The organism is Rheinheimera aquimaris, from assembly GCF_020531985.1.
GTDB classification, from domain to species: domain Bacteria; phylum Pseudomonadota; class Gammaproteobacteria; order Enterobacterales; family Alteromonadaceae; genus Alishewanella; species Alishewanella aquimaris.
Genome location: NZ_JAJAVQ010000002.1, coordinates 328,736 through 350,837, shown reverse-complemented (window position 1 = coordinate 350,837; position 22,102 = coordinate 328,736). Strand labels below are relative to the sequence as shown.

The window sequence follows — 22,102 nt, the reverse complement described above, 5'->3', positions numbered from 1 at the left end:
TACAGTGATGACTTCTTTTTTAAAAACAGCTTTGGTGAGTGCAGCGCTATCGCTGCTAAGTGCAGCGGCATCCGCCAGTAACAACCCGGCTGGCACTTTGCAGGTGACGCTGGATGACCCGGTATGGCAGGTGATGCTGAATAACAACGCTATTGCGCAGCGCACCGCAGCCATTTTGCCAAACGAACAAAGTTTTGCCCGGCAGCTACAGCCATTACTGCAGCAGAAAAACTATCAGGCGATTGCCGAGCTGTTCCGTCAGCGCCCGCTTGCCGACGACAGCACCGCATTGCAGGTGCTGCGTGGTCAGGTGTTGTTGTCACTGAACCGCTATGATGAAGCCGCCAAAGCATTGCAGGCTGCACTTGGCAAACAGCCTGATCTGGCGCTGGCACATCAAGCACTGAGCTTGGTCAGGATGCAGCAACAGCAATATGCACTAGCCAGGCCTCATTTAGTCGCCGCCATTAATCTTGGCGTCGCCGACGCTCAGGTCTATGGGCAGCTGGCTTATATCAACCTGAAAACCGCGCAACCAGCCAGTGCAGTCGCCGGTTATCAGCAAGCACTGTTGCTCGAACCCGACAACAGTCAGTGGCAGCAGGGTTTGCTATATGCATTGATCCAAAGCCAGGCCTGGTCGCAGGCACAAGCAATGCTGGAGCAACTGTTGCAGCAGCAACCGGACAATAAAGCCCTGTGGCTGCAGCGCAGCCAGCTGGCGTTGAGTCAGGGTAACAGCACGCAGGCACTTAGCAGTATCGAAGTTGCACTGCGTCTTGGCGAACACGCTGCAGATAACCTGCTGCTGGCAGCGCAGCTGCACTTTAACAGTGGCAGTGCCGAACGCGGTGCCAGCCTGCTGCAACAAGCTGTTAAGGCAAAACCGGACAGTCAGCACTGGCATACCCCGCTGCTTCAGGCGGCAAGTTATCTGGCCTATCAGCAACAATGGCCAGCACTTAGAAGCCTGCTGAAGCAAGGTGCCTTGCCGACACAACAATTGCCGGTAAAGCAACAGGCACAACTGGCACTGGTCAGGGCACAATTGGCCAGTGCGGACAACCAGCCAAAACAGGCGTTGACCGAACTGCAGCAAGCCGTGGCGCTGGACCCGCTGTCAGGCGAAGCCTTACTGACATTGGCGCAGTGGTATGAAAACCGCGGCAATATCGAACTGGCCAGCATCAGTTACAGCCGGGCAGCAACGATTAAAGAGGTTCAGATCCCGGCGCTGCAGGCCCAGGCTCAGCTGGAAATTAACCGCCAACAGTATCAGAGTGCACTGCGGTTGCTACAGCAGGTGTTGCAGGTTGCACCGCAGCGGCAAGACATAGCTGACAATATCCGCAGTCTGCAGCAACTGGTCAGGCAGCAACGTTCCGGTGGGGCTTAACGGCGGGTTTTGCCCTTTTCTGCTGCTGCGCAATACAGTATGGTGTTAACCTGATTACAACATTTAGCACGCCGAAAAGTAGCTTGAACCCTATGACCGATTTTATTGAAATTTACGACAATGCATTGAGCGCAGAATTCTGCCAGCAGCTGATCAACACCTTTGATGCCAGCCCACATACTGTGCCAGGACGCACCGGTGGTGGTGTCGACCCGAGTAAGAAAATCAGTACCGATTTATACCTGTTTCAGCATGCCGAGTATCAGCCGTTGCTGCAGCAGATCTGGCAGGCGACCACTCACTATGCCTGCGAGTACTTTAAGAAATACCATTTTGCACTGATAGGCCCGGTTGGCCTGACGATTGCGCACCCGCAAACCGGCCAGCCGGTTGCCATTACCAACGACAATTATGAGCAACTTGGCAAAGCCAAAACCATGGATTTTATGCGGGTGTTGTTTCGCCTGGGTAATATACAGGCGCAGAAATACCAGGCTGGCGTGGGTAATTATGGCTATTGGCACAGTGAAGTTTATCCGCAGCAGGGCAGCACAGAGCCATTACACCGGGCGCTGCTGTTTATGTTCTATTTAAATGACGTTGCAGAAGGTGGCCAGACCGAGTTTTATTATCAGAACAAAAGCATTACGCCCAAAACCGGCAGGATGGTGATAGCACCGGCCTACTTTACCCATACCCACCGCGGCTGTATTCCGGTATCAAACGACAAATACATTTTAACCAGCTGGATCCTGTTTAACACCGCCGAGCAAATCTACGGCCCGCCTCAGCGCTAATGTTCTAGCGCTGTGTCAGCACAGCCTCACTCTGAAACTTCCACTAATTATCTGAACCGCCGTTGATTTAAGTCAGGCTTTACCCATTTTTCAATTGATCTTATTAACAAGAATAATTATCATTCGCTATTAAATTTACCTAACTTAACAGATAGCAGTTGCCCAACCGCTTTAGTTGTTCCTACAGGAGTTAATCATGTCTTTTCGTCCCACCGCTTTGGCCTGCGCCGTTGCCGCTGTGTTTGCACTGCCATCAGCCCATGCTGAAATGGCCGCTGCCACCACAGCTGCTGATTACGATATGGAAGTCATTGTTGTAACGGCATCCGGCTTTGAACAAAAACTGGTCGATGCGCCAGCCAGTGTTTCGGTGGTAACGCGGAAAGATTTGCAAAGCAAGCCCTTTACCAGCCTGGCAGATGCACTGCGCGATATCGAAGGTATAGACGTCGGCAGTGGCCAGGATAAGAACGGTAATATCAGCATTACCATGCGCGGCCTGCCATCAGACTACACTCTGGTGTTAATTGATGGTCGCCGGCAGAGTGATATCGGCGATATCGGGCCGAATAACTTTGGCAACAGCCAGTTTATGTATATGCCACCACTGGAAGCGATTGAGCGGATTGAAGTGGTGCGCGGGCCAATGTCGACGCTGTATGGGGCTGATGCAATTGGCGGTGTCATTAATATTATTACCCGTAAAGAACTCGACACCACGCATGGCAGCATTACGCTGAGCAGCAATCTGCAGCAGGACAGCCAGTACGGCGATGATAAAAAAGCCGACTTTTATCTGACCGGGCCAACCGGTGCGCGTGGACTTACCTACGCGGTGCGTGGCAGCATTTATGACCGCGATGAAAGCGAACCGACTTACAGCGAAAATCTGCCTTTGCCAGATGGGTCTACCTGGGTAGATGAAGGCAGCTTTGGTGATAAAAAAATTGTCGCCGCAAAAAACTGGAATCTGGGTGCTACATTAAATTACGCCATCAGTGAGCAGCAGTTTGTCAGCCTGGAATACGATATTGCCAAACAGCGTTACGATAATACTGAAGGCCAAACCGGTACACTGGACAGCCCGGTCAGCCTGTGGCGTGCCAGTGGCGCCGGTGTTATTCAACCCCGTGTCGGTTATACCCCGTATCAGCGTGTTGAGCGTGAACAATTCGTACTGGCACATGTTGGTCGTTTTGAAATTGGTACGCTAACCAGCAGTATCACAACAAGTCGCAGCGAAAACTTTGGCCGCTCGTTGCCACTAACAGTGCAAGAACGTAGCGAGCTGCAGCAGATCTGGGACCAGGCAGTAATCGATCAGGCCAGCAACAAACCGCAACTGACCGATGCGTTATCAGCGCAGTTGCAGGCACAGTTTTTACCGCGCCCAACCCGCACGCTGAAAATCGACAACCTGATCCTGGATACCAAGCTGGAATCGCAGTATCAGGATCATTACTTTGTCATTGGTGGTCAGTATTTAAACGCTGACATGGAAGATGGTGTATTCGGTATGTACGGTGACGGCTTTCGCGATGGCACCAGCCAGACTCACCGCCAGTGGGCAGTATTTGCCGAAGACAGCTGGGAGTTCCATCCGCAGTTTACCGCCACGGCCGGCGCCCGTTTTGATGATCACAATATTTTTGGTGGCGAGTTCAGCCCGCGCTTCTACCTGAACTACCGCCCAACAGAACAGTGGACCATTAAAGGCGGTGTTAGCACCGGTTATAAAGCACCTAAACCAAACCAGCTGTTTCCGGGTATTACCGGTTTTGGTGGCCAGGGCGTCAGCCCCTTTGTCGGTACGCCGGATTTACAACCAGAAACCAGCGTAAACTATGAAGTTGCCGCCTATTACAGCGGTGACGCCTTTAGTGGCAATATCACGCTGTTCTACAATGATTTTAAAGACAAAATTATCAATCAGGACAACCTGCCAAACTGTGAAACAACCACAGCCGGCACACCTTGTGTTGATATCGGCCCCGGCTGGGCTGAGCTAGGCTATAACAGTTTTACCCAGGCCGCCAATGTTGATAAATCAGAAACCCGTGGCGTAGAGCTGGCCGGTAAGTATGCCTTCACCGACAATATCAGCCTCAGCGCCAACTACACCTATACCGACAGTGAAGTAAAAAGCGGCCGTGATGCCGGTTTGCCGCTGGTAAGTACGCCGAAGAATATGTTTAATGCCACGCTGAACTGGCAGCTGCTGCAGCAATTAAGCCTGCAACTGATTGCTGAAGTGCGCAGTGAGCGTTTTCGCGGTACTGCTAATATCAGTGGCCCTACCGGCCCGGAAACAATCAAGCAATACTACAAAGCTTACGAACTGCTGCATCTGGGCGCCCGTTATCAGTATTCTGATCAGTTAAGCTTCAGTGCCCGGATAAACAATCTGCTGGATGAAGACTTATCCAGCCGTACCTGCCTGCTGGCAGATACTGAAGACACCTATAACTGTACCTCAGACTACAACACTACAGAAAAAGCCCGCAGCCTGTGGTTGTCACTAAGTTATAAGTTCTGACAGCTCAGACAACAGATAAAACCGGTTAGTTAACCGGTTTTATCATTTTTAAATGCGGAATATCATCTTCCAGGTAAGGCTCGCTGGCCGCTTTAAAACCTAAGTCCTGATAAAACTGCTGCAGGTAGCACTGGGCAGAAATATGAATATCGGTATCAGGCCACAGCGCGGCTGCCACTTCCAGCGTGCGCTCAACCAGCACCTGACCCAAGCCGAGCCGGCGTGCCGTTTGCGACACACATACCCGGCCAATACCCGGGTAGCCTTCAAAGCTGACACCCGGCGCCAGCACACGGGAATAGGCAATGACCTTTTCCCCTTTTTTCAGAATAATATGCCGCGTTTGCGGATGCAGATCTTTGTCATCCAGTTCCGGATATGGGCAGTTTTGCTCTACCACAAACACATCTACCCGAAGTTGCAACATGCTGTATAGCGTGTATGTGTCTAACTCATCAAAGGTTAATACCTGCCACTGCATCTAATCTGGTTCCCTGGCTACGTAAAGCACCACTATACCAGAGGTAAAAGCGTCCCGCACAGCCTGAAAAACCGGCTTCGCCATCTTAGTGTCATCACAGCATCATAAAACTGCTACACAAATGTAACGCCTCTGACATTAAGCCTGCGTTAAATACTGCAACAACTAAAACAACGCCAATACGGAGCCAAGCATAATGTCAGACAGTAAAACCGCCATCAGCATTGATAACTCGGGTATAGACCCGCAAACCAACTTTTCACTTAACCCAACCTTTGCCGCTGTTGTCGATGCGCGCATGGCACGGCGTAAGTTTTTAAAAGGCAGTGTCGGTGCAGCCGTAGCCGCCTTTATTGGCGGTAATCTGGCAGCATGCAGCAGCAGTGATGACGGCGAACCAACACCGGTAGTACCACCGGTTGCCGGCCCGGAATTGTTGGGCTTTACTGCAGTCGCCGCCAGCCGCACTGATGGTATCGTCGTGCCACAGGGTTACACTGCCCGTGCGTTTCTGCCATGGGGTACACCACTGACCGGCAGCTATCCGGCATATCTGGCTGATGCCACTAATAGTGGCGCAGATCAGGAACAACAGGTTGGTATGCACCATGACGGCATGCATTTTTTCCCAATTGATACCCGCAGCGGTGGCGACAGCTCGACAGAAGGTCTGCTGGTGTTTAACCATGAATATATCGATAACAACCTGATCCACCCGAACGGCATCGATACGGTACCTCGCATTGCTGATGAAGCGCGCAAAGAAATTGCCGCCCACGGTGTATCAGTCGCCCATATTCAGCAACAGGCTGATGGCAGTTGGGCGCTGGTGAACAACAGCCCGTTCAACCGCCGCATTACCGGCGCTACCCCGATGGAACTGGCGGGCCCGGTGCGCGGTAGCAGCAAAGTCGTAACAAAATACAGCCCGGACGGCAGCCGCACCCGTGGCACGCTGAATAACTGCGGAAATGGTTATACACCCTGGGGCACTTATTTAACCTGCGAAGAAAACTGGGCGGGGTACTTTGCCAATACCGATGCTACCAAGCCACGTGAACACAGCCGCTATGGTGTATCGGGCAGTAATGGCCGTTATTTCTGGGAAACCGCTACGCCCACTGCAGATATCTACCAACGTTTTAATGCGTCTACGCTTGCCGCTGATGCCAGCGGTGATTACCGTAACGAACCTAACACCTTTGGCTGGATAGTCGAGATTGACCCGTTTAACCCGGACAGCGTGCCGCAAAAGCGCACAGCACTTGGTCGTTTTGGCCACGAAGGCGTGATTTTTGGCAAGTTGGAAGAAGGTAAGCCAGTGGTGGTGTACTCGGGTGATGACTCCACTTTCGAATATATCTACAAATTTGTTTCCAGCGCACCTTATTACAAAAATACTGCCGGTGGTCACCTGTTAAACGACGGCACCTTATATGTTGCCCGTTTCAACGAAGATGGCAGTGGCGACTGGTTGCCGCTGGATATTAACAATGCCGACTTCATGGCCAAAGCGGCGGCTGCCGGTGTCAGTTTTGCTGATCAGGCGGATATTCTGCTAAATACCCGCCTGGCTGCCGATGTAGCGGGTGCAACCAAAATGGACCGGCCGGAGTGGGGTGCGGTGCACCCGGAAACCGGTGAAGTGTATTTTACACTGACCAATAATACCCGCCGCACAGATGCACAAATTGATGCGCCAAACCCAAGGGCAAACAACGCTACCGGCCATATTATCCGCTGGAACGAGCGTGAAGCTCAATCTGCCTTAGCTTTTGACTGGGATATCTTTCTGCTGGCCGGTGATGTGGGTACCGAAACACCTGGCACTGAGCTGACATTGACGGCAGATAATCATCTGGCCAGCCCGGATGGCCTGTGGTTTGATAAAAACGGCTTGCTGTGGATCCAAACTGACATGAGCGGCTCTCAGCAAGGCGAAGGCCCTTACGGTAATAACCAGATGCTGGTGGCCGATCCGGTTACACGCCAGATTAAGCGCTTTCTGGTTGGCCCAACCGACTGCGAAGTGACAGGTATCAGTGCTACACCGGATATGAAGACGCTGTTTGTTAATATTCAGCACCCGGGCGATCGCTCAGAACCGGGCAACTTCACCAGCAACTGGCCGGATGGCGGCAACAGCCGGCCACGTTCTGCTACTGTGATTGTGACCAAAGATGATGGCGGTGTGATCGGCAGTTAAACTGCGCTGCGTCAATCAGATAAAAATAATGCAGGTGCAGGCCTGCATTATTTTTTTAAGGGTAGCGTTGACGTGGGCAAACCGATAGTTGCTACAGCCTTAATTAGCAGTGTTTTGCTTCGGCGCACGGCCTTGAGGTGCGCGCTGGCCATCACGGTGGCCGGTTTTCGCCACTTTGGGCTTTTTCGGTTTATACGGCTTGGCATTCGGTTTCGATTCCGCCACCGCATTAACCGGCTCAAAGCCTGGCATTAACTGACGCGGGATCGCCTGCTTAATAAGCCGCTCGATACCAAACAGTTCTTTGCCTTCATCAGCACATACCAGTGAAATAGCATGACCCGCTGCGCCGGCCCGGCCGGTGCGGCCAATGCGGTGCACATAGTCTTCAGCGACATTCGGCAGTTCGAAATTCACCACCTGTGGCAGTTGGTCAATGTCCAGCCCGCGCGCAGCAATATCTGTCGCCACTAACGCGCGTACTGCGCCTGATTTAAAATCAGCCAGCGCTTTGGTACGGGCGTTCTGGCTTTTATTGCCATGGATAGGCGCAGCTTTAATGCCGGCAGCATCCAGATGCATACTGAGCTTATTTGCCATATGCTTGGTTTTAGTAAAAATAAGCACCTGTTGCCAGTTGTTGTCAGTAATAAGCTTGGTCACCAGCGCCGCTTTGCGGTTTTTATCTACCGGATAAATCAGCTGCTCAACCCGCTCAGCAGTGGTATTGGCCGGGCTGACCGACACTTCCAACGGATCGTTCACCAGCGCTTTAGCCAACTTGCGGATCTCATCCGAGAAGGTGGCGGAAAACAGCAGGTTTTGTCGTTTTTTCGGCAGCAGCGCCAGCACTTTTTTAATGTCATTAATAAAGCCCATGTCCAGCATACGGTCAGCTTCGTCCAGCACCAGTATTTCCAACTGGCCAAACTTCACTGCATTTTGCTGGTATAAATCCAGCAAACGGCCCGGTGTCGCAACCAGTACATCGACGCCGCGGCGCAGTGCCATCATTTGCGGGTTTATCTTGACCCCGCCAAACACTACCGCACTGCGCAGCGGCAAATATTTGCTGTATACCGCGACGCTTTCCGCCACCTGTGCTGCCAGCTCCCGGGTTGGTGTTAATACCAGTGCCCGGATATGATTCGACTGTACTTTGCGGCCCTGGCTCTGGCTGTCTGCCAGCAGTTGCAGCATCGGCAAGGTAAAGCCGGCTGTTTTACCGGTGCCGGTTTGGGCTGCGGCCATTAAGTCACGCCCGGCCAACACGGCTGGAATAGCTTGCTGCTGGATAGGTGAAGGCGTGGTGTAACCTTTATCGGTAATGGCTTTTAGTAATTCCGGTGAAAGTTTTAAATCAGTAAATTGCATGCGAGATCCCGCAGTTAATGCTGCGAGAATAATCTGCCGCAGCTGCAGAGGCCTCCCTGATGGAGGGGCGCAGAGCTTACAGTAAAACGGCTACTACTGCGAGCTTTGTGTGCCGCAGTGCATGCTTTATTCAACCTGCCGGATCAGGTATTGTGGAAGCTATCTTGGCGTCGGAGACTCCTGCTTGCAAACCTCAACTAAACCAGCTGACAGCAGCTTTATGCGTGAACTTAAGCGTATGCTGCACGCACTGACCTCGGTATCCGATGCCGACAGTCTGGTGAGCCTGCTTACCGACACGCACCGGTATCTGCGCTTTGCCGCCAGCACGCCTGCGGGCGATGCCCAGATTTCCCGGCCAGCTCTGATGCCACAGTTATGGTTTCTGGCAGAAAAAATTCTGCGCCTGACCGAAGGTAGTAATGCAGCAGACAGCCTGACGCGTTCAGCCCGCATGCTTGGCAGCCTGCAGCTGACCGCTCCTGAGTCACCCAGACGCTGGCGTGAGCTGCAGTTTGGCTATAAATTACTGTACCGCGCCACACTGACGCTGCGGTTGTTGGATAACGCCTTAGAGCATCAATTACTGAAAGACACAGTGTTACAGCAGCACTATCAGCAGCGCCGCTTCGCCGACGATAATTGCCCCTACCGCTTACATGTGCAGCTACCCCTGGTGGTTGCTGTGATGCTGCTCGATTGCGGCTTACTGGATGTTGATGCCGTAACGTTATTAACCGGTTATGCCGGCGAGCAGGACGCCAGTCGCAATATGGATGCAGATGAGCGCCAGCGTTATCTGGCGGTAAGTAAAGTAGCCATGCACCGGCTGCTATCCGATGCACTGCAACTGGTGTCATACCGTGGCAATAGCAAACAGGAAAAACAGCAGCACCAGCTGCAGCAGCAACAACAAATAAAGTTTATTAAACAGCTTCTTAGTTCTGCCAGCGGCGAAACGGGCGCGCTGACACCGCTGCTTAGCCTGCCACAAGTGTACAGCTCTATTGTACTGCCTGGCCGGCACCGTTATCAGTATGAAGCGCTGCCCAAAGCCAGCCTGTTATTAAAAGACAGTGTCAGCCGCGGCCAGTTTCCGGCCATCTGGGTAAAACACCTGCTGACTATTACCGGCATTTTCCCGCAAGGGTTTGGCATCGCTTTTATTCCGGCTAAGCAGGATAGCGCTTTTGCCGAAAAATATGAGCTGGCCATCGTTAATCAGCTTTATCCACCGAGTCTGGCAGAGCCGTTGTGCCGTATTGTCAGCCGCAATTTGCAATACCGCCGTGGCGGCCACAACTGCCAGGTCAGTGTTGACCACAATCTGTATTTTAAACCGGCGCGTAACCGTTTAGCCGTGATCCCGCCGCAGCGGTTGCAGGAAATTCTGACCCAACTCAGCGCCGACTGGGAGCCGGGCCAAATCCGCCGTTATATGCCACGTTGCTGGCAGCCGCAGCAGTTTTTCAGCCAAAGCGAACACCAGAACCTGTGGAATAACGCTCAGAGTAAAATTAACTAAAAGTAGCAAACAGTCTAACGTCATCAGTTTGCTCACACCAACACACTGTAAACCCATCCCTGGGAGCTCCTCTCAGCCCGTCCAGGGCTGAGACGGTTGGCTTAGCGCAAACTGATTCTGCTTCAATGAGCAGTATTAACAAATGGCTGCAATAAAAAAGCCGCAGTCAGGCTGCGGCTTTTTACGTCAAGCGCTATTACAACTTCATAATCGTCATCACCGGTGCATCCGGCACGGTCGCATCGACACTAAAGCGGTAAGTACCAGCCTCTGTCACATTCAATGACAAGTTGCCCGCGTTATACTCCAGCGCCTTGGCCTCGCCCAGTGTGAAGGCACCATTGGCAGCACCATAGTTAATCGCCGCCCAGTTAGCATCAGCAAATTTAAACTCATAAGGTATCGCATCCAGACTGATATCTATCGAGTAAATGTTGCCGCCGGCGTACATCATCGGGCTATTGTTGGACCAGCCATTCATACTGCCTTTTAAGTACACTGCAGTGTCAACACCGTAAGGTGGTAACTCTTGTACCGTTAGTAGCGGTGCATCTTTATTATTGGCATCTAATACAAACACATAAGTCGCACTGTTTACCAGATTAAGCTGCAGGTTTGCACCACTGCGGCCCAGTGTTTTTGCCTGGCCAAGTGTTACTGCCTGGCCATCAGCACCAGCACCGAAGTCGACTGTCGACCAGTCTGCCGAGGCTACTTTAAACTCGTAGTTACCTGCAGCAATATCGATTGTCGCCATGTAGATACCGTCACCCTCGTAGCTGAAGGTATCGACCTCACCCCAACCGTTCATAGCGCCGCGTACAAATACCGTTGTCGCTTCATAAGGCGGAATATCCGGTGCGCCACTGGTGGCATCTGCCGCCAGGCCTTCGCCCTGCATAGCACCCTGCGCTTTAACAAACACCGCCATAGTGTAAGCCGGCACGGTGAAGGTGCCATCACCGACACCAGCGCTGAAGCTGGCCGTGGTGACGTTAGTGTCTGCCGACGCTTGTTGTATTGGGTGTAAATCGAACCCGGCAGCAGTAGGTACCGTATGGGATTGCTGCTGCGAGGTGCCGTTAATCACCACCACTAAGGCATCGTATGCCGGGTCAAGATCGGTTAACCCTATGCCGTCATCGAGGCTCATCACGATTAAGCCCTGTGTCTGGCCTTTGCCGATATTATGAAAGCCAACACGGTCTATCACATCCTGCGCTGTGGTTAAGCGGAACAAAGGGCTGCCGGCACGGATGCTTAAAAACTCTTTAAACACCTCACTGGCAAAGCGGATATCATCTGCTGCTGGCTTAGCGTTGGGATTGGTCAGAATTTCACCGATTGCGGCCCAGTTGTCGGCATTTTTCTCTGCCAGCGGCAAGCCAACTGCAAAGTTATTACTTTGCATAGTGAAATCGACATAGTTAAACCAGTCACCGGAATCGTAACTGTCGCGGTCCATCGATTTAGATCGCAGCATATCACTGCCCATCTGCATAAACGGAATGCCTTGGCTCATTAGCGGAATGGCTATAGCAATATTTTGCGCTCTTACGCGCTCAGCTGTTGTCAGGCTGGCGTTCAAACCATATTGCAGTTTGTCCCACAGGGTTTCATTATCATGCTTGGACACATAGTTAATAATGTCAGCCGGATCAGCCGCATAACCAGCACCACCAAAGCTCGATGCCGGGCCGGCAATACCCTGATAACTTTCCAGCACATAGTCTTTTAATGTACCGGCCAGACCTATGCGGATCAGGTCCTGCTTACGCAGGTTTTCTTCACTGGCATTATCACTAAACAACACAGCATCGCGCACCGGATCACGTAGGCGGTCATTGAATGTGCCAACCTCTGTACCCGCCATATCAATTTGCTTGGCCTGCACAAATAAGCGGTTATCAGTAACCTCGCCGAAGTTCCAGCCTTCACCGTAGAAGTACACATTAGGATCGAACGCCCGCACTACATCACGTGCTGCCAGAATGCTGGCTTTGGGTGAGTGGCCCATAATGTCAAAGCGGAAGTCATTAAAACCAAAGTCACGCGCGAGGATCAGTAACGAATCCTGCATAAACTTATCAAACATACGGTGTTCAGTAGCGGTGTTTTCACAGCAGGTAGAACGTTCTATCGCACCCGTGGTTTCGTTATAGCGGTGGTAGTAACCCGGCACTATCTTGTCAAACACCGACGTGGTATTCAGGCCTGATGCACTGGTGTGGTTGTACACGACATCCAGCACGGTACGCAGGCCCAGGTCATTCAATGCCTTATTCATTGCCCGTACTTCTTTTATGCGGGCCACCCCTTCAGCGTTAGAGGCATAGCTACCCTCAGGTGCAATAAAGTGCTGTGGATCGTAGCCCCAGTTAAAGCCGTCGATGCTGCGTATCGCCTGCACCAACTCCTGTGCTTTTTCACCAAAAGGTGAGTAGCTTTCAAGCAGTGATAACAAGGTTGTGTTTGCATCGGTATTGCCGCATACCGGCGCATCGGCTTTCAGCTGGCATAACTTAGCGACAGTATCGCTAAGCGCAATACGCTTACTGGTATCTTCGTTGATATTGGCCTGATCGTTTAGCGGCAACAGGTGAAAATGGGTTAAGCCACTGTCAGCCAGCGCTTTCAGGTGCTGCACCGGCACCGAGTCAGTTTCGGTAAAGGCCAGATACTTACCGCGGTTCGCCTCGGTGACGCTCTGATCGCGAACAGAGAAGTCGCGCACATGGCCTTCGTAAATAACGATATCTTCCGGTTTAGCAACCGTTGGCACAGTGCGCTCTGCCCAGCCCTCGGGCGCTAAGTCGGCATCAGCGAGATTAACAAACTGGCTGTAACGGCCATTTAACGACACGTTCAGTGAGTAGGGATCTGTCGACTCAATAGTTTCCACTTTGCGGGTCAGAGGGTGATATACCGTCACTTCATAGCGATAGAACTGCCGGTCCAGCGCGCTGCTGCCGTTGTAACGCCAAACTCCGGTTGCGCTGTCTGCTGTCATCGCATGGGTAGCTGTCAGACTTTTAGCCGCGTTATACACCTTAAGGTTTACGCTACGCGCCGTAGGGGCCCAGACACTGGCAATAATACTGCCATCCTGATATTGAATACCCAATGTCGCTTCGTCCGCATCAGCATCACCTTTGGTGTATAAGTCATCCAGCACTTTTGCTGCCTGCACCCAGGTAGCGGCCAGTAGCTCGCCTTCAACATCACTCGCTGCCAGCACCAGCTGGTTTTTCAGCATGGCTTTGGCTTCGTCAGCAGTAAAATTAGCGCTGAATGCGGGTTTATCTGCCAGATGCGGTACCAGCGCTTTTTGCGCATCGGTCAAATCGACCGGCATAAGCTCTATACTGCTGCCGTTTAACTGGCTGTTACGGCCAATGGCCAAATCTGCCTCTGCTGAATAATGCAGTTTCACCCGGGCAGAGGGGTCAAGGCTGGCATTCCAGATAAAGGTATTCTGATCAATCCAGTGTGCGGCAGCACCCTGTACTGATACGCCAAGCGATACCACCGGATATTCAAACACACCGTTCACACCTGAGAAAATCCAGTTCATACGGGCAAATTCAGGATCCTCCTGCGACAGCGGCATCTGCATATCCGGCCCCGGGTCTTTACCAGCATCATCGGTGCCAATGTGCACTATAAAGTTGCCGCAGGCACCTGCAGTGCCGGCATAGCCTGGTTTCAAATCTAAAATCCAGTACGCACCATAGTTCTGATCAACGCCATCATGAACCAAGCCGTTATCCCACGAGGATGCCAGTGATGATGGCTGATAAGCGTCACAGGTTTCGTTATTCCAGGTATGCAGGCGGTAACCTTCATAAGCACCCGAGCGCTTGTAAAACAATATCGCCTGGTTCGGGCCAGCCATGACCGACGGCACCGGTGCATTCGGGTCTTTACCGATGATACAGCTCTCGTTAGCAGCGTCCGGTACCGTTGGTGGCGGGCAGTATATCGGTGGCGGGTCTATACACTCTGTACCGGCAGCATTGGGTATTTGCGGTACATTACAGGTCAGTAATACTTCACCGGGTTTTGTCGAGTCGCCACCGCCACAAGCCGCTAACAGATTAAGCGCCAGCAGCAACAACGCGGGCTTTAGCAGTTTTATCATTATCGTCATTATTCTTGCTCCATAATCCGCTTAAAAGGTGTAAACCGCGCCGAGATAAAACTGGCGGCCAAAGAATTGCAGCGTGCCGGTTTGCGCTTTGTCACCGAAATAACTCTTGGTGGGCTCGTCTGTCAGGTTGTTCACCTGAAACAGCACCTTAAAGTTGTCGTTAAGGTCGTATGAGGTTTGCATATCAATCACCGTTTCACTGTCGAAGTTGGTGATCTGCTCATCAATACCTACCTGCGACGACACAAAAGGCGAGCGGTAACGGGCACTGATACGGGCATCAAAGCCCTGATAGTTCCAGAACACTGTGCCGGTAAACACATCCTGTGATAAACCTTCAAAAGTGGTTTCTATCGGCTCACCACCTAAGCTGTTAATCAGGCTGACTTCACTCTCGGTGTAGGAGTAACTGCCTTGTACCCCCATGCCTGACCAAAGCTCGGGTAAGAAATCAAACACCTTGGTAAAGGCCAGCTCAGCACCTCGGATATACCCGCCTGCACCGTTATTGACAGCTGTTGAAAAAGCACCGTTAAAGGTTGCTCGCGGTATACCGTCTTCATCGATAATCTCTGCCGGTACGTCAAAACCCGCAGCAGCAAAATCAAATTGCTGGATAGTAAAATCGTTCACAAACGACTTAATATCCTTATAAAACAATGCAAAGGCGATAGCGCCAGACGGGATATAGTATTCGTACGATAAGTCATACTGTGTTGCTTCAAACGGCCGTAAAAACGGGCTGTTGGCACTGGAGCCGGTTATTTCGCCGTCGTCGCTGATGTTAATAGACGTATTGGATGCCAGCCGGTTAATCGGTGGGCGCGACATGACTTTAGCCGCGGCAAAACGGATTTGCGAATTGTCAGTAATGCCAAAATTCAGGTTCAGTTGCGGCAGTACATCGGTGTATTTTTCACCCAGCACACCCGGGGCATAACGGCCGTTTACCAAACCGGCTTCGTCAGTAAGATTCTGTGCGCCGCGTAATACATCGCCGTTGACATCTGCCAGGTTGGTAGCACTTTGGTCAGTTTGCACCACACGCACGCCAAAGTTGCCTGTCAGCGGTATGCCAAAAAGTTCCGCATCCAGGTTGGCCATAACGTAGCCAGCCAGCACATCTTCGTAGACTTCGCCGCTCTCTAACACTGACCAGGCAGTGTTAGGCCCCGTCGGGTTAAACTGCGACTCCAGAACGTCCGGGTTGCCGCTACCCCAGGTCTGTACCGGTTGTGGTACACCATCAGGAAACCAGGCCGCCAGCGCCTTATCCAAATCAATCGACAGGTAGCTCGGGTAAATGCCAAAGTCACCGCTAAAGTTCACCACTTCCACCATATCGTCGGTCAGCTTAAGCGGTGGTTGTGATGTTAAAAAGGCGCCATCGCTGCCATATTCAAACACTGAGCGGTCGTTCTTATAAGTACGCTCGGAATAACGCACACCGGCTTCCAGTGATGTCACGACCGGCATCTCCAACTGCCATTTAGCATCGAAACGGTAGGCGGTCACTTCATCTTCGTTCACATACGGATAAATGCCATATTTGCTCAGCATGACTTTATCGATATCTGAAAATGCTGCCGCCTGGTTAAAACCGACACTTGGCAAGTTAAGACCATTTAACAGATAAGATATTGATACGTTGGTATCCAATACCGGCACAGCCGCATTGGCATCTTCGGCGACCAGCGACCACAACAGGCCGTTGCGGAAATCACTCTTGGCTGAAGAGTGCGATACGTCAAACGCCAGATTTACGGTATCGGTCACATCCCAGTCAGCGTTGATGCCGAAACTGCGCACTTCGTCAAAATCGCGGTTGTCATCGTTAACAATTTCAACCCGGGTAAAACTACTGCCGGTGCGGTTGAAGGTACCGCCAATCACCGAGCTGCCATTTAATACCGGGTTACCAAGTGCAGCCGTCGGGCCGCCAAACTTCACCCGGAAGCCGCGCGCAAACGCCTCTTTATCAAACTTGGATAAAAACGCATCGGCTTTTAAGGTAAAGGCATCATGCGGCGTCCACTCCAGCGCAGCCATATAACCATCGCGCGTTTCCTCACCGCCTTTATGCTGTAGCTCAAAGCCTTCACTGATGTATTCATTAACGCCATCGTCATTGGTGTCTTTTTGGCCGTTATAGGCCAGCCCGACAAATTGAGTCGCCACACTGGGCTGATACAAACGGGCATAGCCGGCAGCAAAGCCTAAGGTATCATTCAGAAACTTACCCTGATAAGACATACTGAAACGGTGGCCAAAGTCGACGCCATCAGGCACTTCGTCTGCGCGGTCGTTGTACATACCCCGCACGTTAACGGTAAAAGTATGCTGTTTTTCGTTGCGCAGCGGGCTGGCGGTTTGCAGCTCAACAGTACCGGCCACGCCACCTTCAATCAGTGACGCTTTTGGCGATTTATATACTGCTGCAGATGTGATTAACTCTGATGGGTACTGGTCAAACTCGATATTCCGTTTGCCACTGGTGGATACCTGCTCGCGGCCATTTAAGGTAGAAAATACAAAACCACCCGACATACCACGGATATTAATCTCAGCCGCCTGGCCACCGGTACGTACCGCGGAAATACCGGGTAAGCGTGTCAGCGCATCGGCCATCGATACGTCTGGCAAGGCGCCTAAATCGTCAGCGGAAATGGTTTCTGATACGGTATCGCCAAAGCGCTTGGCATCAAGCGAGCGGAACAGGCTGCTGGCAAAGCCACGTACCTGAATTACTTCAACGCTGTCTAACGCTTGCTGGGAAGCGGCATTATCTTCTGCTGCTTGTTGATTTGCTAATTGTGGTGCCTGCTGTGCCGTTTGTGCAGCAGCAGAACACGCCAGACTACCCACCCCTGCCATAGCAAGCGTGAGCAGACTAAGCCTGAACTTATTCATGCCCTGTATCCCCGTTTGTTTTTTATTGTTGGTTGCGCGATCCATGCAACTGGCATGAACACTTGCAGCCTGCTTTATCAGTGTTCATTTATTAACCTTATTGGGGCAGGGTGCAATATGAATACGTATTCAGCCGCGCCAAAACAGCGCAGCGGGAAACAGAAATGCAATAAAGCAGTGCAGGCAAAGCCTTACACTGCTTAAGGAACGTTTCAGGGTTAGCGAAAACTATGTCAATCGCAGCCTATTGTGTGCTTACTGTGCGCAGACTTTTTGCAGGAACTCATCATGTGAAGGCAATTTGCTCAACGGTTGTTGCTTGATAGCCCTAAACTGAGCCAACATTTCTTTTAGCTTCTGCTCAGTAAAACTATTAGCGATAGGGTGATAATCTTTTGGCATTATCCCCTGGCCCATCATCACCTGTAGCCAGGAGCTTTCCAGAAACAAATCGTTTTGCTCCCTGAATAACGAACCATTAGCAGCAAATATCTGTATTTTTCGCTGTAAACTGTCAGGAACTGTCATCTGCTGCATATCACGCCAGAACTGGCTGTCTGTGCGCTGGTTTACATGATAGTGCAGAATAATAAAATCGCGGATCTGTTCAAACTCAAGTTGCGACTGCCGGTTATATTCAGCAACCTGAGACGACACTATGCCCTGATGCGGAAATAACTGCAGCAAGCGTACCACCGCAGACTGGATCAAGTGGATGCTGGTAGATTCCAGCGGCTCAAGAAAGCCACTGGATAAACCCACTGACACCACATTCCGATGCCACTGTTTACGCCGCCGACCGGTTTTAAACTGAATAAATTTAGGATCAGCCAGAGCTTTGCTATCCAAGTTGCCAAGTAATAAATCGGCTGCTTGTTGCTCTGTATAATGAGAACTGCTGTAAACCAATCCATTGCCGTTGCGATGTTGTAGCGGGATACGCCATTGCCAGCCAGCACTATGCGCAATAGCACGGGTATAAGGTAAGGTTTTATCAAACCGTTCAGAGGGTACAGCGACAGCACGATCACAAGGTAACCAATGGCTCCAGTCATCATAGCCAGCACCCAGCTTTTGTTGAATAAGCAATCCGCGAAAACCGGAACAATCAATAAACAGATCGCCGCTAACCTCGCGCCCACCATCCAATACCAGGTTTTTAATGTCACCGTTTGGATGTTGCATAACGTCATTGACGAGGCCTTCGATACGCTGCACGCCCCACTGCTCGCTCAGCTTACGTAGATACTGTGCGTACAGGCCAGCGTCAAAGTGAAACGCGTAAGGCAATTCAAGAATGGTATCTTTAGCCGTTATTGGTGCAAATTTTCCGTCACGTGCGCAAAGGTAATTTAAATCATATTCCCACAGCGAAGTGGTATCCCCAAGCTGACGAGCCCGCTTCCACAGATGATGAAACTGACAAAACGCCAGACTTTTGCCCGGTGCACCGAAAGTGTGAAAATACCCTTCACCCGGAACACGCCAGTTATCAAACTTAATAGCAAGCTTTATGGTCGCTTTGGTTTCGCGTAGAAACTCGGCTTCGTTAATGCCAAGTACGGAGTTCAGTAAACGAATTGGCGGTATAGTCGCTTCGCCTACGCCTATAGTTCCAATACTGTCAGACTCGACTAACACTATATCGATAGTAGCGCCCAACACTTTCTTCAATAACGCTGCCGCTATCCAGCCTGATGTACCACCACCTAAAATAACGACTTTACGCACAGTTTGCATCGCTGCACCTTTAACCAATAAAAAGCCCAACCAGATGACGCTTGGTTGGGCTGTTAGTAAGTAAATCTGAGCGCTTTACAGCTCAGAAGCTGCCAAGCTTAGAACTTGTAGTTTAAGCCTAACATATAGTTACGGCCATAGCTCTGATAGGTGACTATCTGGCGGTTGTCAGCACCGTTTGTGGTCACATCTTTTTCATCAGTCAAGTTTTGAGCTTGCAGCGTTACGCGTAAACCATCCAGCGCTTCTATGCCAGACTCGCTAAAATCATAGCCAATCTGTGCATCCCACAGCTCATTGCCAAGACGGGTTACCGGTGTCAAAGCTAAGCTTAAACCGCGCTCTTCGGTCTGGAACTCATCACGCTTGGTCCCTGAAATACGGAACTCAAAACCTTTGTACTCATAATATGCCGTCAGAGTGTAAATTTCTTCAGACAAACCCGGTACCCGGCCACCATCGTCTAACTTACCATCCATAAAGGTTGCGCTGGCTACTATACCGAAGCCATCCAGAGCCTCGTGAATAATGTCAAACGGTATACTGGCCTGGAACTCATAGCCACGAACAAAGCCTTGTAAGCCATCCTGACGGATATCTAAACGACCAAGGAACGTCGCTGGCGGTAAATTGCCGGTTGCATCAGACGATTGATGGAACCCGGGAATATAGTTAGATGAAAAGTCATTGATCAGGGTTATATTGCGGTGCCAGTTTTTCAAATCTTTAAAGAAGAAACTTGCAGCAAAGAAACCATTGTCGTGGAAGTAATTCTCATACGATAAATCAAACTGATCTGCTTCCAGCGGCTTAAGCTCAGTGTTACCGCCATTGCCACCCCAGGCACTATTCAGCGGGTCATCGTCCAGAATATTATTGTCGTTAAAAGCAAAGGTAACCTGAGAGTTTGGTCGCATATCGTCCATACGTGGCCGGCTCATCACTTTCGATAAACTGGTGCGAACATACTGGCGGTCAGCCACTTCAAAGCTCAGGTTCAGGCTTGGTAACACGTCAGTGTAATCGGTGCCCGCAGATACAGGTACTGCCTGCGTAAAGCCTTGGGCATTAGTCGTAGCGCTAAAGCCATCGCCTTGCTGATCTGCCCTGACAATTTGCACACCGACATTACCGGTAACAGCGATATCGCCAATCTCAGTGCTGATATCCAACATACCGTATAGCGTAGTCAGCTTTTCATCAATGCTATAAGTATCTCCATAACGACCATTTTCAAGCAGAGCGGCGTCAGTAGAAGTATAAAAACCGCTTCTGTATAAACCCAGGCTGTCATAAGCTAAAACACCGTTTATACCGATAAAGCTTAAATCTGCCACACCCAGTACATTCGGAATAGGGCTGGCATCTGGCCAATCGTTCGCGGTTAAGAATGCACCATTATTAATCTTCGTTTTGCTGCGTTTCTTATGAACCACACCGAGCTCGAGCTCATTGAAAATACCCCACTCGACATAGCCATTTGCTTGCAAACGCACGCTGTCCAGTGTTTCTTCAAAGTCTGGATTGTTTACAAAACCATCTTGCGCAGTATCCGGACCAAAACCCGGTACGTTCTGAAAGTCAGTAACAGGGTTTAGTGAGCCACCCCAAGCCTGCGGGCCAGCCAGGCGGATTAAACTTGGATCGGTTAAATCGACCGGCGCTATGGTTGGATGATCAGAATAAAAGGCACCATTTGATGTCATAACCCAAGAGCGGGCAGTGATAGGACGGTTAGGTGTGTTAGCACGGCCAACGCCAGAGTAGCTTTCAATATCAGTGATGGTTTTAGTCACTTTACCGGTAGATACGTCTAACTGACCACTCCAGTTATCGTTGATTTGATATTCCAGGTTCAGGCCAAACGTTTTAAGGTCTGCATCTTGCTCGCGCACGTCATTGCGTACTACAGAATAGAAACCATCATAATAGCCAGAAGTAACCAGGCCGTTATCAACGCCGGTAATGGTGTAAGCACCAGTACCCCATTCCGCGCCACCTTCTTCCAGACCACGACGGGCGTCCTGTTCATTAAAGTCGATGTACAATGCATCAAATGTCGCTTTTAAGCGATCGTTTACAATGTATTCCAGTACCAAGGCAATAGAATCACGTTCCAGCATTGCTGAACGGGTAAAAGAATCATGGCCACCCAGAATGACGGTTCCGTCTGGCACCGTCACGCCGTCTGCAGCGCGGTCTGGATTAGCTCCAGCATAGCCCCAGCCACGGAACTGTTGTTCCTGCCGCGGGGTTTCCAGAGATGCAACCACTAACGCAACACCTAAACGGTCATCCAGGAATTTATCAACATAGTTGAACGACAAACGGTGACCGGTGTTATCAAAGTCCGGGTTACCTGAATCCTGATCATTCTTCTCATAGCTGCCGTTAAAAGCAAGTGTGCGTTCTGCTGCTAAAGGCTTAATAGTTTGCAGGTCTACAGTACCGCCAATGCCCTGCGCCATCAGGCTAGCCTCAGGCGTTTTATAAACGATGGCTGTGGAAACAATTTCAGAAGGGTATAAATCGTACTCCACACCGCGGTTGTCACCCATACCTAACAGCTCACGGCCATTCAATGACGTACCAACATAGTTTTCGTTGAAGCCACGCACAGATAAACCGCTGGTACGACCGTTACGGCGCTCACCGGCCAGACCTGGTAATCGCGCCAGAGATTCTGCAACGCTGGTATCCGGCAGCTTACCGATATCTTCCGCTGATAACACTTCAACAATAGAGTTTTCACTCATCTTGATTGCCTGCGCCTTTTGCAGACTGCCACGATAGCCAGTAACAGCTATCACTTCGATTTGCTCATCCGCAGTGGCTTGTTCAGCTGTTTGAGCAATAGCATTGCTACCTGTGCCAGCAGCTATAGCCAGCGTCAGCATACTGAGTTTAAATTTATTCATGTCCTTCATCCCCGGTGTGTTGTTTGTGTCGTCTGTCAGCTGTAAGCGCAACTGGAGCAGTACAACCAG

11 protein-coding genes are annotated in these 22,102 nt (G+C 51.0%); 5 read left to right on the top strand and 6 right to left on the bottom strand.

All coding sequences use genetic code 11. From position 1 onward, the window contains the following. Positions 1–7: 7 nt before the first annotated feature. The 3 genes from LHL18_RS06490 to LHL18_RS06480 all read left to right on the top strand — a co-directional run bounded on the left by LHL18_RS06490 (position 8) and on the right by LHL18_RS06480 (position 4,729). Positions 8–1,396 (top strand): tetratricopeptide repeat protein, encoded by a 1,389-nt coding sequence (locus LHL18_RS06490; RefSeq protein WP_226766279.1) that lies wholly within the window; start codon positions 8–10, stop codon positions 1,394–1,396. 92 nt (positions 1,397–1,488) lie between these two features. Then, on the top strand, positions 1,489–2,193 hold the full coding sequence (locus LHL18_RS06485; protein ID WP_134053031.1) for a 2OG-Fe(II) oxygenase: 705 nt from the start codon (positions 1,489–1,491) through the stop codon (positions 2,191–2,193). Positions 2,194–2,389: 196 nt separating this feature from the next. Beyond that, positions 2,390–4,729: a TonB-dependent receptor domain-containing protein gene (locus tag LHL18_RS06480; RefSeq protein WP_226766278.1), complete on the top strand. Its 2,340-nt coding sequence runs from the start codon at positions 2,390–2,392 to the stop codon at positions 4,727–4,729. Positions 4,730–4,754: 25 nt separating this feature from the next. Here LHL18_RS06480 and LHL18_RS06475 read toward each other — a convergent pair whose 3' ends face one another. Beyond that, positions 4,755–5,210, bottom strand: a complete 456-nt coding sequence (locus tag LHL18_RS06475; protein WP_226766277.1) for a GNAT family N-acetyltransferase — start codon at positions 5,208–5,210, stop codon at positions 4,755–4,757. Positions 5,211–5,406: 196 nt separating this feature from the next. On the opposite strand from LHL18_RS06475, the gene LHL18_RS06470 reads away from it, so the two are divergent. Then, positions 5,407–7,416: a PhoX family protein gene (locus LHL18_RS06470; protein WP_226766276.1), complete on the top strand. Its 2,010-nt coding sequence runs from the start codon at positions 5,407–5,409 to the stop codon at positions 7,414–7,416. Between the two features lie 99 nt (positions 7,417–7,515). On the opposite strand, the gene LHL18_RS06465 is transcribed toward LHL18_RS06470, so the two are convergent. Next, a complete protein-coding gene (locus LHL18_RS06465) occupies positions 7,516–8,790 on the bottom strand; it encodes a DEAD/DEAH box helicase (RefSeq protein WP_226766275.1) in 1,275 nt (424 codons plus the stop codon). Positions 8,791–9,010: 220 nt separating this feature from the next. On the opposite strand from LHL18_RS06465, the gene LHL18_RS06460 reads away from it, so the two are divergent. After that, a complete protein-coding gene (locus LHL18_RS06460) occupies positions 9,011–10,315 on the top strand; it encodes a hypothetical protein (RefSeq protein ID WP_226766274.1) in 1,305 nt (434 codons plus the stop codon). Positions 10,316–10,511: 196 nt separating this feature from the next. Here the strand turns inward: LHL18_RS06460 and pulA are convergent, their stop codons facing one another. From pulA to LHL18_RS06440, 4 genes are all read right to left on the bottom strand, one after another. Then, positions 10,512–14,465, bottom strand: coding sequence for a pullulanase-type alpha-1,6-glucosidase (gene pulA, locus LHL18_RS06455; RefSeq protein WP_226766273.1), 3,954 nt, complete (start codon positions 14,463–14,465; stop codon positions 10,512–10,514). Between the two features lie 21 nt (positions 14,466–14,486). Beyond that, a complete protein-coding gene (locus tag LHL18_RS06450; protein WP_226766272.1) occupies positions 14,487–17,375 on the bottom strand; it encodes a TonB-dependent receptor in 2,889 nt (962 codons plus the stop codon). A 255-nt stretch (positions 17,376–17,630) separates the two neighbouring features. After that, entirely contained in the window at positions 17,631–19,115 is a 1,485-nt protein-coding gene (locus LHL18_RS06445; protein ID WP_226766271.1) for a tryptophan halogenase family protein, read from the bottom strand. 98 nt (positions 19,116–19,213) lie between these two features. Next, on the bottom strand, positions 19,214–22,033 hold the full coding sequence (locus LHL18_RS06440) for a TonB-dependent receptor (protein WP_226766270.1): 2,820 nt from the start codon (positions 22,031–22,033) through the stop codon (positions 19,214–19,216). Between the last annotated feature and the right edge of the window lie 69 nt (positions 22,034–22,102).

Coding starts and splice junctions, on each gene's coding strand:
- LHL18_RS06490 (WP_226766279.1), top strand. CDS start 8: ATGACTTCTTTTTTAAAAACAGCTTTGGTGAGTGCAGCGCTATCGCTG.
- LHL18_RS06485 (WP_134053031.1), top strand. CDS start 1,489: ATGACCGATTTTATTGAAATTTACGACAATGCATTGAGCGCAGAATTC.
- LHL18_RS06480 (WP_226766278.1), top strand. CDS start 2,390: ATGTCTTTTCGTCCCACCGCTTTGGCCTGCGCCGTTGCCGCTGTGTTT.
- LHL18_RS06475 (WP_226766277.1), bottom strand. CDS start 5,210: ATGCAGTGGCAGGTATTAACCTTTGATGAGTTAGACACATACACGCTA.
- LHL18_RS06470 (WP_226766276.1), top strand. CDS start 5,407: ATGTCAGACAGTAAAACCGCCATCAGCATTGATAACTCGGGTATAGAC.
- LHL18_RS06465 (WP_226766275.1), bottom strand. CDS start 8,790: ATGCAATTTACTGATTTAAAACTTTCACCGGAATTACTAAAAGCCATT.
- LHL18_RS06460 (WP_226766274.1), top strand. CDS start 9,011: ATGCGTGAACTTAAGCGTATGCTGCACGCACTGACCTCGGTATCCGAT.
- pulA (WP_226766273.1), bottom strand. CDS start 14,465: ATGACGATAATGATAAAACTGCTAAAGCCCGCGTTGTTGCTGCTGGCG.
- LHL18_RS06450 (WP_226766272.1), bottom strand. CDS start 17,375: ATGAATAAGTTCAGGCTTAGTCTGCTCACGCTTGCTATGGCAGGGGTG.
- LHL18_RS06445 (WP_226766271.1), bottom strand. CDS start 19,115: ATGCAAACTGTGCGTAAAGTCGTTATTTTAGGTGGTGGTACATCAGGC.
- LHL18_RS06440 (WP_226766270.1), bottom strand. CDS start 22,033: ATGAATAAATTTAAACTCAGTATGCTGACGCTGGCTATAGCTGCTGGC.